The following is a 13112-nucleotide window of genomic DNA, read 5'->3' as shown; positions in this document are numbered from 1 at the left end:
GAAGATGGAAATACTGGAAGGGCATAACAAATTTTATGTTAACGACGCGCAGGGAAATCAGGTGGCGGAGATTGTTTTTGTTCCCACCGGCGAACACCTCAGCATTATCGAACATACCGATGTTGATCCCAGCCTGAAAGGCCAGGGCGTGGGGAAACAGCTGGTGGCGAAGGTAGTGGAAAAAATGCGCCAGGAGCAGCGGAAGATTATCCCTCTCTGCCCGTTTGCCAAACATGAATTCGATAACACCCGCGAATACGACGATATTCGCGCATGACGTACCGGCACCGGTGCTAACCGGTGCGCTTTTCTCGCACCCTCAATGTTTCGCCGGATCGCGCTGGTGGGAAAAGCGGCGGATCAGATCCGGGAGATGTTCGCGCCGCATCGGTGGTGAAAACAGATAGCCCTGGAAGCGATCAATCCCCAGCGATTTTAACTGCGTAAATTTCGCCAGTGAATCCACCCCTTCCGCCACACAGCGACTGTCGCTTAACTGGCAGTAGTAGGCCAGGCTTTTTATTAGCGCAAGCGCCTTTGGATCGTGCTGGGCGTCATTGACGATGCTCATATCCAGTTTATACGCATTGAAGTGCAGTCGACGCGCCGGAAAGATAACGCTCCCCTGAGAAAAGCAGTCGTCCAGCATCACGCGCACGCCAGCACGTTGCAGCTGCGCCACGTGGGCGGCGGAGCGGCTCTGATGGCGAAAATCGATAGTTTCAGCATATTCCAGCACCAGCCTTGCCACGCCCTCTGGCTGCCGAAGCTGCTGGCGAGCGGCTTCCACCATCCGCAGCAGGCTGTCACTGTCGGCGAGTGAGGAGGGTATGTTGACCGAAAAATAGAAGGTGCCTGGATACTCATTAATATTCTGCACGGCCTCCTGCAGAACAACGGCCGTAAGCAGCAGCCAGGTGTAGTCGGCGCGGAAGTGCGGCAGAAAGGTCTGGGGGTGAAGTACCTGGCCGCGGTGGCGCCAGCGGATCAGGATCTCCACCCCCTGTAGCTGTGAGCGACTATCGACGATAGGTTGAAAAACCGGGAAGACCTGGCGATCGTGAATCGCTTGTACCCATTCCTGTTCAAACGCCGTCAGTGCGTTTGCGGGTGAGCGCGGCAGCAGCGTGCGCGGAAAGCGGGGGGCCAGATGCGGATGACATTCCACCAGCTTTTTCACCCCGGCCAGCCGCTGGGTGTAGAGCGTTTTCTGGCTCAATCGGAGACGCCGGGCCTGCTCGCCTATCGTCTGCCCTTGCAGCAGGGCGAGGATCACTTTGAACTCGGCATGACTCAATCCGGCGGCTCGTTTGTCGTGGAGCAGGGCGGCTTCACTGGCAAGCCGCTCAAGTCGCGGTGCGTTCTCCAGCCGATCGGCCAGCTCCGTGCAGGAGAGATCGGCGGGGGCGGTATGGACGTTGCGCAGACGATCCGGATGGCTCACCTGATAAAGCAGCGTTTGCCACAGCCAGATGGCCGGGCTGCGGCTCAGAATCAACATCGGTAACGGCTGCAAGGCCTGGTCGAGCAGCCTTGCCGCCTGGCGCAGCGTGGTGAGCATCCACAGGGGATCGTCAGGGAGAAACACCACGATCCGCGTCACGGCGGTCAGCTCCCGCAGGGACACGCCCTCGACCGGCAGCTCAACGGGCCGCTTCGCGGCGTTCACCATCAGCTGGCTCAACCCGCGGGCGGCCAGCGAGCAGGGTGAGAGGATATAGTCGGTCATCATTGATAGACAAAGGTGATGCCGATGATCGACTGCACGTTGCCGGCGGTAACCTGGCCTGTGGTCCGGGCATAGGTGGCCGTCAGGCCGAGGTTGACCGGCGAGGTGCCGACGGTGCCCAGCGAGACCGTGCTGTTCGCCGGGACGGCGCTGCCGTTGCGCGTCAGCTGAACGCCTATCCCCTGCGCCGGCGAGGCGGAGGCGGTATTGGTGAAGATCGCGTTGGCGCTGTCCGCGGTGGTGCCGGAGAGGTAATACCCCAGCTGCTGGCTTTGCGCGCAGTGGACGGTGAGCGGCACGGCCATCGATCCCGGGTAGTCGGGGAGGGTGACGGTGACATCGCGGGCGGAGACATCGCAGCCGCCGGTAGGGACCACCACGTCGTTGTTGGCGTAAATGTTCCAGATGAACTGGAAGGAGTCGCTATTGTAGTTGTTGGTCTGATGCAGGATCAGCACAGCGATTAACGATCCTGCGGTGATGGCCACTCCACCGGCAGTGCTCACCGGCGTCAGATACAGGACGGCCGGCCAGGGTTTATCGGTCCGTGAATCATAAATCACCCGCGCGGTTTCCGTGGTGGTCGGGAACGGGTAAGAGGTGCCGTTATATTTCACGGTGCCTGAAAAACTCGACAGCACACCGCCATAGGCGGATCCGCGCTGCAGGGTCACGTAGTCGGTGATCGTTTCCGGATAGTCGTTATGGCAAAAAATCTGCGTGGAGAGGTCGACCACCAGGTTTTGCCCGACGTTCACCGCCGGGGTCAGGTTAACGTAGACGTTGGCTGACCCGCCGCCGATGGGAATCGTCGCCCCGGTGGCCGTTTTGCAGGCAAAGGACCAGGCGTTCATCGACCAGCCCAGCAGCAGCAGGGTGGTGAACAGGGGGATTATTTTTTTCATCATGATGCTCTCCTGGCTCAGGCGTAGGTATAGGTGACGTTAATCACCGCCTGAATGGTGCCTTGCGTGGCGCCGCCGTTGACGGACAGCGCCCTGACCTGCAGCGGGAAGCGAGCGGACTGGCTGGCCTCATCCACCTGTACCGACTGGCTGCTGCCATTGTTCAGCGTGGTGCCGTCCTCGTTCTGCAGTTCGAGCTGAATATTGCCCGCCGTTCCCTGGTTTTTGTAATAGCCGGTGCTGTCCGCCGTTCCGCTGAAGGTGGCTTTCACCCGTGAAGTACCCACGGGGCAGTTGCTCAGATCCAGCGCCACGCTGTGCCAGGCCGATGCCGAGCCCGCACCGATCAGGCTAAAGGTATAGAGATCGCCCAGCTCGACGGTGGCATTGACGGTGAGAGTGACGTCGGCCGCCCGCAGGGAAGCGCTCGCGGTTAACAGGCCGGCCAGCAGCCAGCCCACATGAGTCCATTTCATTTCAGCCTCCGCTTACTGAAATTCCAGGGTGAATATCGCTGTCGCATTGACATGCCCGGCGGTGACGGGCACCTGAGTGGCCATCAGCCGGGCGTAAAAGTTGAGAATATTGGTCTGGCCCGGGGTCAGCGTGGTCCAGGTCATGGTGGATGACGGCGCATTGACCGGCAGCCGGGACTGCTGCTGATCGAGAATTTCCACCCCCATTCCTGCCGCCGCCGAGGCCCCGGCATCGAGTTTTAACAGGCTGGTGTTGATGCTGTCCGCCACGCCGGTGAAACCGACCTTCACCGCGGTGACGGAAGTGCCGCAGGGCGACAGCACGATGCGGAACGGCACCGGCGGCGTCGTCGCCCCAACGGCATAAAACTGCTTCGCGGCGTTATCCTGTAAATCGACAGTAAAATCCTTCGATTCGCCGGCTACCGCGCAGGCGTTATCGCGGACATAGCCGCTGATGGCGATCGTGCTATCGGCGGCAAGCGCAGCCGGTGCGCCCAGGGTGAACAGGGCGCCCAGCAGATACTGCAGTGTTCTCATCATGATCTCCTTAGCGGCACGCGACCGAAAGCTGACTGAGCGCCTGCTGCTGGCTCTCCGGCGGCAGACGGTAATCGGCCACGCACTGAGCGTCCGGGCCATCGCCCCATTTCACCCGCACTTTGCCCGCCAGCGCCATCCCGCTCAGGTAGACCTGGCCGTTGTCCGCGACGATGCTGCCGCTCTGGTTGCTGTCGCCGGTGGCGAGGGCGCCAAACGGCACCGGTTTGCCGCGATGGGTCAGCGTCATCAGGATCTTCATCCCCACCTGGGCGTTAAAGTTGGCGCGGACAATCGCCCCATGGGTGGGCACCACGCTGACCACCGCATCGTCAAGGTCGACATTGTCCGCCAGGGTGTTGGTATCCAGCGCGATCCGGTTTTCGCGATACTCAGTGGCATAAGGCAGGACGGCATACCCGCGCCAGTCGGTGCGTACCCCGGTCTGGTTTTCCACTTTCACGCCGCCGGCGCCGGGGGCTTTCACCAGCACCACGGTATCGTTTAACGGTTGGCTCAGGGTGATGCCGTTGGCGTGCGCCAGCACGCCGCCGCTGACCCCGTAGTAGAGCTGTTTAAAGCCATCGCTGCGGCTGTAGCCGACGTTGGCGTTGCCGTAGCCGCCGCGGTAGTTGAGGGCGGTGTAGCCTGTGCTCCCGTTGTCGCCGTTGCCGCCGCCGGCATAGCCGGTCTGCACGCTATAGCTGAGGTTGTTGTCTTCCAGCAGGGTGCCGTACAGGCCCGCCAGATTGGTCATGCGGCCATTGAGATCGTGCGACAGGCTGTAGCTGGCGCTGGCGTGCCGCCAGACCGAGCGGCTGTCGGAACGCAGCCAGTGGCTGAAGGGGATATTGATATTGATCGCCAGCATTTGATCGCGCCCCTGCTGCCAGGCGTTTTTTGTCAGGCTGTAGCTTAGCGACCAGTTGATATCGTCCACGGCGGCGTTGAGGCCGGCCTGCAGCTGCTCATCGGCATCGTCGGTGCCCCAATAGGTCTGGTGGCTACCGCTGAGATAGAGGGTGGCGGTGCGCCCCAACTGCTGAGTCACGCTCAGCTGCACCTTGCCGCGCTTGCTGTAAGCCAGATTGTAGTAGTCGGTAAATTTCGGTTTTACCTGGATAACGCCGTCCTGGGTTTCCACACTGTAGCCGCTCATCCGGCGGTAAGTGGTATCGGCAAAGTTATAATAGCCGCGGGTAGAGTAGCGGTAGCCCACCAGCTGCAGGTTGGTGCCGGTCTCATCCAGGGATTTGTTATAGAGAAAACGCACCGACTGCCCCTGATGTTCGCTGTCGTCAGCCAGGGTGGCGTTGGCCTGAGTGATATCCAGCGACAGGGCGCCGAAATAGCCCATGTTTTTCCCCACCCCAAGGTTAAAGGCGCGATAGCGGTCTGCCAGCTGGGTGCCGCCGTAGAGCGTCCAGCCTGCCGGCAGGCCATGCATGGCCGTGCCCTGGAAAAAATCGGGCGTTTCCTGCTGACTGTTGCCGCTGCGGTACTCCCCGGCGGTGAGGGCGAAGCGGGTATGGCCTTCACGCTGGAGAACCGGCACCGTTGACCAGGGCACGCTGAAGACCTGGCGGGAGCCATCCGCTTCTTTGATCGTGACCTGCAGATCGCCGCCATTGCCCGCGGCGTAGAGATCGTCGATGGTAAATGGTCCCGGCGGCACTGTGCTCTGGTAGATTTCGTAGCCGTTTTGCCTGATTGACACCTGCGCCGTGCCGCGGGCGATCCCGTGGATCACCGGCGCAAAGCCTTTCTGGCTGTCCGGTAGCATATTGTCGTCGGAGGCCAGCTGGGCGCCGCGGAAGTTGATCCCGTCGAAGACATCGCCGTTGGTGTAGCTGTCCCCTAGGGTGAGTCGCGAACGCAGAGGCGTGATGTCCCGCTCAAGCCAGCTGTTAACGTGCTGCCAGCGATTCTCGTTGGATGAGGTGCTACCGCCGCTGCTGTAGCTCCAGGTGCTGTTATCGCGCAGACGCCAGGCGCCAATGTTCAGGCCGCTCTGTAGATTCAGATAGGCGTAACGGCTGCTGCCACCTGTGGTGTTATGGGCGTTATTGCCCGTGAAGTTATAGTTTATCAGCCCGGCGGTGATACCGTTATCCCACAGCTCCGGCGGAATATAGCCGCGCGCATGGTTACCCATAAATGCCTGGGGGACGGTGAGGTACAGGCGCTGCTGTCCGACGTCGAAGCGTGTGGTAGCTTCGCTGATAAGCGTGGTCAGCGGCACGCAGGCCGTGCTGTCCAGCGTCGCCATGCCCGGCACCCGACCAGTATCCACACCCATGCTCGCCAGCTGGCCGCGCGTCAGGCAGGGTGACAGACCGTGACCCTGGGCATCGGCCTGGAAAGTGACGTCCCGGGTGGTCATAAAACCATTGTTGAGATAAATATCGACGCGATAGGTGCCTGGCGGAACCTCCTGGCCTTTTTCAAATCCCGACAGGTCAGCCACCGCCGCCGGATCGTCAGCTAAAAAGCGGGGGTTAAAATAGAGGTCCGCCCGCGCGGCAAACGGCTGTGAGCAGAGCCACAGCGCCAGCGCCGGAGATACCAGGCGCCGGGCAGTTCGGCAACCTAAATGATCCAGTCCATATTTCCGATGTGACATTATCCCTCCGGTCCGACGTTGCCCGGCTGTCATTGCTTCTGGTCATGCGCAGCGTGTCCCGCGCGGCGGGGCGCTTCTGGGTTAGCGCAGCACGCCATTCATTTTCGGCGTCAGCGCGCCGTAATCATTAATCGTGCGATAGGTGATGGTGTTCCCGGCATCCGCGGGTAGCTTGACGCTGGTTTTGCCCATCGGCGGTACGAGGGCGTTCTCCAGAATGCGTGTCCCGGCGTTCAGTTCGGTCACCGTCAGGTAATAGGGGGTGGGGTTCGTCAGCGTCAGCGACGATCCGCTACGGCTAAAGGTCAGCTTTTCCGCCGCTTGATCCGGAGGCAGGGCCAGTTTTCCCGGACGGTAGTAGAGCTTGATGCGGCTGATAATCGCCAGCTGCAGGGTATTGTCGCTGAGCTTTGATTTATCCATCGAAGGGATCGCCTTCACGTTCATCCAGAACAGACTTTCCCGATCCTGCGGCAGCTGGTTATTGGTGGCGTCGATAATGCGCAGGGTGTTCTCTTTTTTACCCTGCATGGCAAACAGCGGAGGAGTGATGACAAACCGGCCGTCTCGCTGACCATCGGCATTTTCCACCCATGACTGAATAAGCCAGGTACTGTTGTCATCATTATTGGTCACCGCGAGCTGGACCTGCTTCTGTCCCGCCGGGTAGATAACCCGGGTCGCGCCAAGCGCAACGCCCGCCTGCGCGCTGGCGCTAAAGATACTGGCGGCGAAAAGCACACATCCTGCCAGTAAGCCATGCGCCATCGTTGCCGTTTTTCTCACATTATCTCCTTGTCTGCTCACCGTGTTGTCCTGTTTGTCTGCGGATTAATTACTGATAGGTCAATGAGAACCAGGCCTGGGCATTGGCTGCACCGCCGGTGACCTGGCGTCCGGTCGCCCGATATTTGGCGACGAAATTTAGCGTCGTCGGTCCGCGGTAGAGTGATATCCAGCGATCCGCTGGACGATTGAGCGGGAGCTGCTGGCCCTGGCTGTCGAATAGCGCAATACCGATCCCACTGGCGATCCCCGGACCTTCACCCACCGACAGCACGTCGGGGTTTTTTCCATCAGCCACGCCGTGAAAGGTCACACCCACATGCTGGCTGACCGCCGTACTGCAATCCTGTAAATGAATCGCGAAAGGGATTGGGTTGCTGTCTTCGCCGACAGCATGAAATCGATTACTGCTGATCTGCCCCAGATTGACCGTCATCTGCCGATCGCCGGCTTCGACGCGGCAGGAGCTCGCCATTATCAGGCCCTGAAAACGCATGCTGCCCCCCGGCAGCGTGACGTTCCAATGATTACCGGCCAGCGCCAGCGGAGGCAGTAGCAGCAGCAGACCAGATTTCATTCCCTGCATCGTTTCACTCCGGTTGAAAATAGAGAGCGGGCCCTCCTGGCCCGAATAGCTTCCCTGCCTGACTCGGGTCTTACTCGTACTGCACTTTGAACGTGGCATCCGCGTTCGCTATACCAGCCGTCGCTGCGCCGGTCGCGTAGTAACGTGCCTGGAACGGGATGATGTTGGGGCCGTCATTCAGCGTGGTCGCAGCACTGAAGGTGGCGCCGTCCAGTGCCAGTGGCGTACCGGTATTGTCGAGGATCTGCACGCCGACGTTGGTTGCGCTGCCGGCGGCAGAGTTTTGCAGGGCCAGAACGGTGGTATTGCTGCTGTCGATGGCCGTACCGGCGAAGGCGACGGACGCTTTGGTGGCTACCGTAGTGTCGCAATCATCCAGCTGGATGTTGAAACCGACGGCCGAACTGGTGCTCCCCGCCGTGGCCAGTTTCGCGGAACGCACCTGGCCTAACTGAACGGTTTGATCGATAGAGCCGGCATCCACCGCACAGGCCGCATTAACGACTTCTCCTTTAAAATGCACGGTCCCGCCGTTGACCGTGGTGGTATCGGCCAGAGCTGCCGTGGAGCTCAGTGACAGGGCTGACACAACAATCATTGCCAGTGTTTTGATTTTCATACTGTTTTCCTTTGAACGATGTCGAAATAACGAACCGGATTGGCAGCCGTTGTGCCTTCCAGGCATTTCAGATTTCAGCCGAGTGGTCCGGCTGCCGGCTCTGCACAGTTTTCGCCCAACCGATGAGACAATTGGGGCCATTTTGACTCGTTGGGATAAATGATCTGTATTTTGTGTCAATTTGGTATTCTGTAGTTTTAAATTCTGCCAAATTTGGTTTTTATGGTAATATAATCTGGTGTGGTGGGAGGGGGTGCGAAAGGAATAGCGATGGCGTTGGCGACGGATCGCCGGTGCAGCAGAGATATGGTTAGAGAAAATTGAGTAATTGCAGGTTTAAAAATAGATAATAATCAATGAGATATGATTTTTTTGCGGAAATATGGCGCAGTGAGTTGCAAAATATGTCAAAACATTTTTATGATATAAACAGTTTGGCCCCAATTGACCTGTTCGTTATTTTTTTAATTCTTTAAAATCAATCTGTTATTTCATTTTTCGTCTTCTGGTCTTTTTCCTCTAAAAGATTATTTCTTTCCCAGATGCCAGCGAAACGTGCCGCATTACTGGCGGTGTAACGTACTGTGTGACGAATATTGCGATGTCCTAGATAATCCTGTATCAAACGCGTATCTGTCCCTCTTTCCGCCAGTTCATAGCCGCAGGCGTGACGCAGCATATGGGGGTGAGTGTGCGTGACGGTACCCGCATTTTCCCCGGCGGAGCGAATAATACGATACGCCTGCTGGCGGGAGAGCGCGGTGCCGCGGCGGGAGATAAACAGTGCGTCCGTTTTGTCCGCCGCTTTCCAGCCGGCACGGACCAGGCTCCAGCGCTCAATCGCCTCGCGCTCATCAAAACGCAGTGGATGAATCGTCGAAAAACCATTCTTTAATCGCCGCACATTAACCCGCCCTTCATGGAGATCCAGATCGTGATAATGCAGATCCAGCAGTTCGCTAATGCGCATGCCATGGCGAAAGGCCAGCAGAATGAGGCAGTAGTCCCGTTCGCCGGTAGGGCCCTGACGAGCAGCCTGCATCATGGCCTGAACTTCTTTGGCGGTTAGAAAACGACGTCGGTTCACAATAGTTGCTCCTGAAAATAGGTATGAATGACCGTCACAGCGAAACCATACGCCATGACGAAATAGGTTCTGTAATGCTAAAACGGTACAGGGTGAAGATGATTAATCACGAATTGATAACATATTACATTGCCAGACACTAAAAATATCGTCGGGTGATAATTCTTAATTTTAAAGATTTTAATCATCGGCTCAATAGTATCTGTGCGGGTTGCCGCCAGGTATATAAAATGAAAGGATATTTTTCACTACCAGCCGTTATTAAAAACACAGCCGCGGAAATTTTTCCCACCAATAAATACCCAGTCTAATTCCTGAGTAAACGCAGGGTTATATTAACTCTCAGTAATAAGGATTAAATAAGAGCTTGTGGGAACAGTAACCCTAATTAACGCAGGGTTAATAATCATGAATATTTTAATTTGTCGACCGATCGCGATACAACGCCATCCGTGGCGTCAAGGCTATTGGATCAGCGACGATCGCTGTTTGTCACGGGGATTGTCCCAGATGCCATAGAAGCGTCCCGCATTGCTGGCGGTATACCAGACGGTGTGGCGGATATTGCGATGCCCGAGATAATCCTGTATCAAGCGGGTATCGATTCCCATATTCGCCAACGCAAAGCCACAGGAGTGCCGCAGCATGTGCGGGTGGATCTCCAGTGGCAGCCCCGCCAGTCCCCCTGAGGACGCGATAATCTGATAAAACTGTTGGCGCGAAAGGGGATTACCTTTGCGGGAGAGAAACAGCCATTCGCTGGCGGCCTGCGGCCAGCTGCTGCGAATGGCCAGCCAGCGCTTTAGGGCGTAGATCTCTTTATCCAGCAACGGGTGGGTAGTCGAAAACCCTTTTTTTAGCCGATGGATGTAAACACATCGGGCAGCAAGGTCGATATCCGATATTCGTAGACGACAGATCTCGCTGGCGCGCAGACCATGGATGAAGCACAGTAACGTCAGGCAATAATTACGTGCAGCATAAGGACCGGTATCGGCCGCTTTAAGTAAAGACTCAATTTCATTCTGAGTCAGGAAGTTCCTTTTTTTTATGTCGGCGTTATTCGTCATGGTTTTCCCTTTTATTGCAGGCATATTTTTGGTTTTCCGAGCCTGCGTCAGGTCATTGTTAAATTTGACTGCCTTTTTATTTTGAAACAGCGTGGTGATAACGTTTTAATTTGCTACGAGCGCGAGCGGTATCATGGGCTAGCTCCATTGCTAACGATAAGAGGCCGCGATCTGAAGGATAAAGAAAGGGTGAGCTGGCTGAACTGATGAATCTTTCCTGGGGGTTTCCACGTCCTGTACATCCCTGATCCTCTTGATGATACCCGCATGATGATGAAGGCTTGGGCTTCCGGCCACGGCAAGGCGGCTATCAATGCCGTCATGATTGATTGCCTGTCTACTGGGCAATGTCACCCCAGTAAACCAGCCTCCCTCGCCGACAACCTTCGGGAATGGCATGAGAAATTTCTCAGACAAAATACAACCTTAAGTCGTCTGGATAGCATTCACTGCAAAACTACAACAGTGATTAAACCATACTGCAAAAAGCCTGGTGATAATAGCATTGTCTGTAATAGAGCACATTACGCCGTATTTCAACGGGTAAGCTTAATCTGGTACATGCGGTTGAATGAGATGAAAACTCGTCACGGTCAACGTATACAGGAAGATATCAATGGGAGGTAGTAGAGGACAGGTAAGTATTGCGACACGGTCTGGCGGCGGGTTGGAATACTCGCTTCGGCGTGGGAAGGACTCACATCCAGGATACGCCGAAGCCTGCCGGTTCACCACTTTTCGTCACGTGCCACCTGGCGCTTGTCGCTGCGCCAGGTGGCCTGTACGGAAAGCGATGGCAGCAGTAACCAGGGTAAGTAAGCCTCTTTTCATGGAAGTGATCCTGCTGAAGAGTACAATAAATAGCAGTTAAAGAATATTGTTGCCGGAAGCGCGGCATAATAACTGACAAAAAATGCTCGCCAAGAAATAACTTATTTATTTTTATCTGTGATTTTTTGAGTAATTATTCCTGTTAAAAGGTATTGGTAACCAATAACGCATAAAAAGATATAGCTGTGGTATGCTCAAGATATTGAGGCATTCTGCGCTAATACGGTGTCGGGAAGATAGCGATCGGTAGATAATGCGGAGCCTGGTGACTACGAACAATCCCGTGAACAGCTTCGACAAATTCCTCACCCTTCAGCGCTGACGCCTTCGCTCGCCTGTCGTAAAGTTGCTGTCAGGCGGTTTACGTTTACTACAATGGTATAACGATGACGACTCCGATTGCGCTCCGCGACTGGCGCCTGCTGGCGGCCGGGTGCGGCGGCCTTCTACTGCTGGCCGCCGCTATCACCTTGCACAGCCACTGGGGTGACTTTCTCCAGTGGTGTCTCGCCACCCAAATTACCCTGCATCGCTATCTGGTGATGTACCTTCTGTTGCTGAATAACCATCAGTACAGCGGCGGTATCTGGCTGCTGGTGGGGGCCTTTCTCTATGGCGTGCTGCACGCCGTCGGACCGGGACACGGTAAATTTATCGTGACGACCTACCTGAGCACCAATCAGGAGAGCCTGACGGCGGCGCGGGTGGTGCCCTTTCTCGGCAGCCTGTTGCAGGGCGTCACTGCGATACTCTTTGTCTTTATTCTTGCGGTGGGGCTGAATCTGGCCGCTGGCGATCTTAGCGCCAGCCGCTGGTACGTCGAGAAGATCAGCGCCCTGACCATCGGCGTCTTTGGGGCTTATGTTATCTTTCGCGCTCTGCAAAGCCTGTGGCCGACAAAACAGGTGATTCGCCGTCTGACGCCAGCGCATCAGCATGACGCCTCGTGCGGCTGCGGCCATCACGGCGTGGGGCAGGATCTGCAGGGCGCTGACTGGAAGACGCGCCTTGGCGTGGTGCTGGCTATCGGCGTTCGGCCCTGTAGCGGGGCGATCATGATTTTATTATTCGCCAATGCGTTGGGGATTGTTAGCTGGGGCATCGCCGCGGTGATGAGCATGGCGCTGGGCACCGCGCTCTCGATCCTCGGTCTGTCGCTACTGGTTCACTATGCGCGCCATCGGACGGTCAAACGATTGGCCACGAATCACCGCCCGCGGCCCTGGCTGGTTCCGCTGATGAAGATCCTCGGCGGTCTGGCGCTGATCCTCTTTGCCGTGGGATTGTTTTTCAGCGTGGTGCCGATCAGCGCCAACGGCGACTTTATCGCCGCTGGCTGTTAGCCCGTTTCCAGCAGTCGCATCAACACCCGCAGCGCCTGATCCAACTGCTGGCGTTCACCGTCACTGAGTCCTGACAGCAGTTGCCGTTCGTTGTCGACGTGGGTTTCCACTGCGGCATCGATCCGTTCGCGTCCGGCGGAAGTCAGGGCGACCAGCATACTGCGGGCATCCTCCGGATTGGGCAGGCGGGTAATAAACCCGCGTTTCTCCAGCGCCTTCAGACGATGGGTCATGGTGCCGGAGGTAATCATCAGCGTGGAGAAGAGCTGGGTGGGCGAAAGTACAAAAGGCGCCCCGGCGCGCCGCAGCGTCGCCAGCATGTCAAACTCCCAGCGCACCAGATCGTGGCGCGTAAAGGCCACTTCCACCTGCGGCTCCAGCAGCATAGCGCATCGTTTCAGGCGACCTATCGGCCCCATGGGGCTGCAGTCGAGGTCTGGCCGCTCCCGCTGCCACTGGGCGAGGATGCGATCCACGGCGTCGATCGGCGGTGATTTGTCCATTAGTGCTCACTTGT

The 13112-nt window shown here is 57.1% G+C and carries 14 protein-coding genes; 2 read left to right on the top strand and 12 right to left on the bottom strand.

Annotation, left to right across the window (positions count from 1 at the left end; genetic code table 11):
- The first annotated feature begins 4 nt into the window (after positions 1 to 4).
- Entirely contained in the window at positions 5 to 277 is a 273-nt protein-coding gene (locus RRF55_RS11200) for a GNAT family N-acetyltransferase (protein WP_002916201.1), read from the top strand.
- A 42-nt stretch (positions 278 to 319) separates the two neighbouring features.
- On the opposite strand, the gene RRF55_RS11195 is transcribed toward RRF55_RS11200, so the two are convergent.
- The 11 genes from RRF55_RS11195 to RRF55_RS11145 form a co-directional block, all read right to left on the bottom strand.
- On the bottom strand, positions 320 to 1732 hold the full coding sequence (locus RRF55_RS11195; RefSeq protein WP_032438973.1) for a cyclic diguanylate phosphodiesterase: 1413 nt from the start codon (positions 1730 to 1732) through the stop codon (positions 320 to 322).
- Entirely contained in the window at positions 1729 to 2634 is a 906-nt protein-coding gene (locus RRF55_RS11190) for a fimbrial protein (protein ID WP_004151788.1), read from the bottom strand. Before RRF55_RS11190 ends, RRF55_RS11195 begins: the two co-directional genes overlap by 4 nt.
- Before the next feature lie 17 nt (positions 2635 to 2651).
- Positions 2652 to 3095: a fimbrial protein gene (locus tag RRF55_RS11185; RefSeq protein WP_439419126.1), complete on the bottom strand. Its 444-nt coding sequence runs from the start codon at positions 3093 to 3095 to the stop codon at positions 2652 to 2654.
- A 27-nt stretch (positions 3096 to 3122) separates the two neighbouring features.
- The gene (locus RRF55_RS11180) at positions 3123 to 3650 is read right to left on the bottom strand and encodes a fimbrial protein (RefSeq protein ID WP_020804149.1); all 528 of its coding nucleotides are present in this window, start codon (positions 3648 to 3650) and stop codon (positions 3123 to 3125) included.
- A gap of 10 nt (positions 3651 to 3660) precedes the next feature.
- Positions 3661 to 6273: a fimbrial biogenesis usher protein gene (locus tag RRF55_RS11175; RefSeq protein ID WP_004900404.1), complete on the bottom strand. Its 2613-nt coding sequence runs from the start codon at positions 6271 to 6273 to the stop codon at positions 3661 to 3663.
- Between the two features lie 81 nt (positions 6274 to 6354).
- Positions 6355 to 7041 carry a fimbria/pilus periplasmic chaperone gene (locus tag RRF55_RS11170; RefSeq protein WP_004144024.1) on the bottom strand — a complete coding sequence of 229 codons (687 nt, stop codon included), beginning with the start codon at positions 7039 to 7041 and terminating at the stop codon, positions 6355 to 6357.
- Positions 7042 to 7108: 67 nt separating this feature from the next.
- Positions 7109 to 7645, bottom strand: a complete 537-nt coding sequence (locus RRF55_RS11165) for a fimbrial protein (protein ID WP_004174507.1) — start codon at positions 7643 to 7645, stop codon at positions 7109 to 7111.
- Between the two features lie 70 nt (positions 7646 to 7715).
- Positions 7716 to 8264 carry a type 1 fimbrial major subunit FimA gene (gene fimA, locus RRF55_RS11160; RefSeq protein ID WP_002916190.1) on the bottom strand — a complete coding sequence of 183 codons (549 nt, stop codon included), beginning with the start codon at positions 8262 to 8264 and terminating at the stop codon, positions 7716 to 7718.
- Between the two features lie 478 nt (positions 8265 to 8742).
- A complete protein-coding gene (gene fimE / locus RRF55_RS11155; RefSeq protein WP_002916189.1) occupies positions 8743 to 9351 on the bottom strand; it encodes a type 1 fimbria switch DNA invertase FimE in 609 nt (202 codons plus the stop codon).
- 464 nt (positions 9352 to 9815) lie between these two features.
- Positions 9816 to 10421, bottom strand: a complete 606-nt coding sequence (gene fimB / locus RRF55_RS11150; RefSeq protein WP_004151951.1) for a type 1 fimbria switch DNA invertase FimB — start codon at positions 10419 to 10421, stop codon at positions 9816 to 9818.
- Positions 10422 to 10571: 150 nt separating this feature from the next.
- Positions 10572 to 10820: a hypothetical protein gene (locus RRF55_RS11145; RefSeq protein WP_029497017.1), complete on the bottom strand. Its 249-nt coding sequence runs from the start codon at positions 10818 to 10820 to the stop codon at positions 10572 to 10574.
- Between the two features lie 818 nt (positions 10821 to 11638).
- Between RRF55_RS11145 and RRF55_RS11140 the strand changes: the two genes are divergently transcribed.
- Positions 11639 to 12595, top strand: coding sequence for a nickel/cobalt transporter (locus tag RRF55_RS11140; protein WP_004889905.1), 957 nt, complete (start codon positions 11639 to 11641; stop codon positions 12593 to 12595).
- Here RRF55_RS11140 and RRF55_RS11135 read toward each other — a convergent pair.
- Positions 12592 to 13098: a MarR family winged helix-turn-helix transcriptional regulator gene (locus RRF55_RS11135; protein ID WP_023287974.1), complete on the bottom strand. Its 507-nt coding sequence runs from the start codon at positions 13096 to 13098 to the stop codon at positions 12592 to 12594. The two genes, RRF55_RS11140 and RRF55_RS11135, sit on opposite strands and share 4 nt — an antisense overlap.
- Positions 13099 to 13112 lie beyond the last annotated feature (14 nt).

Source organism: Klebsiella sp. K47, assembly GCF_051858335.1.
Taxonomy (GTDB): domain Bacteria; phylum Pseudomonadota; class Gammaproteobacteria; order Enterobacterales; family Enterobacteriaceae; genus Klebsiella; species Klebsiella pneumoniae.
Note: the sequence above shows the minus strand (reverse complement) of the source record. Positions and strands in the feature narration are given on the sequence as shown.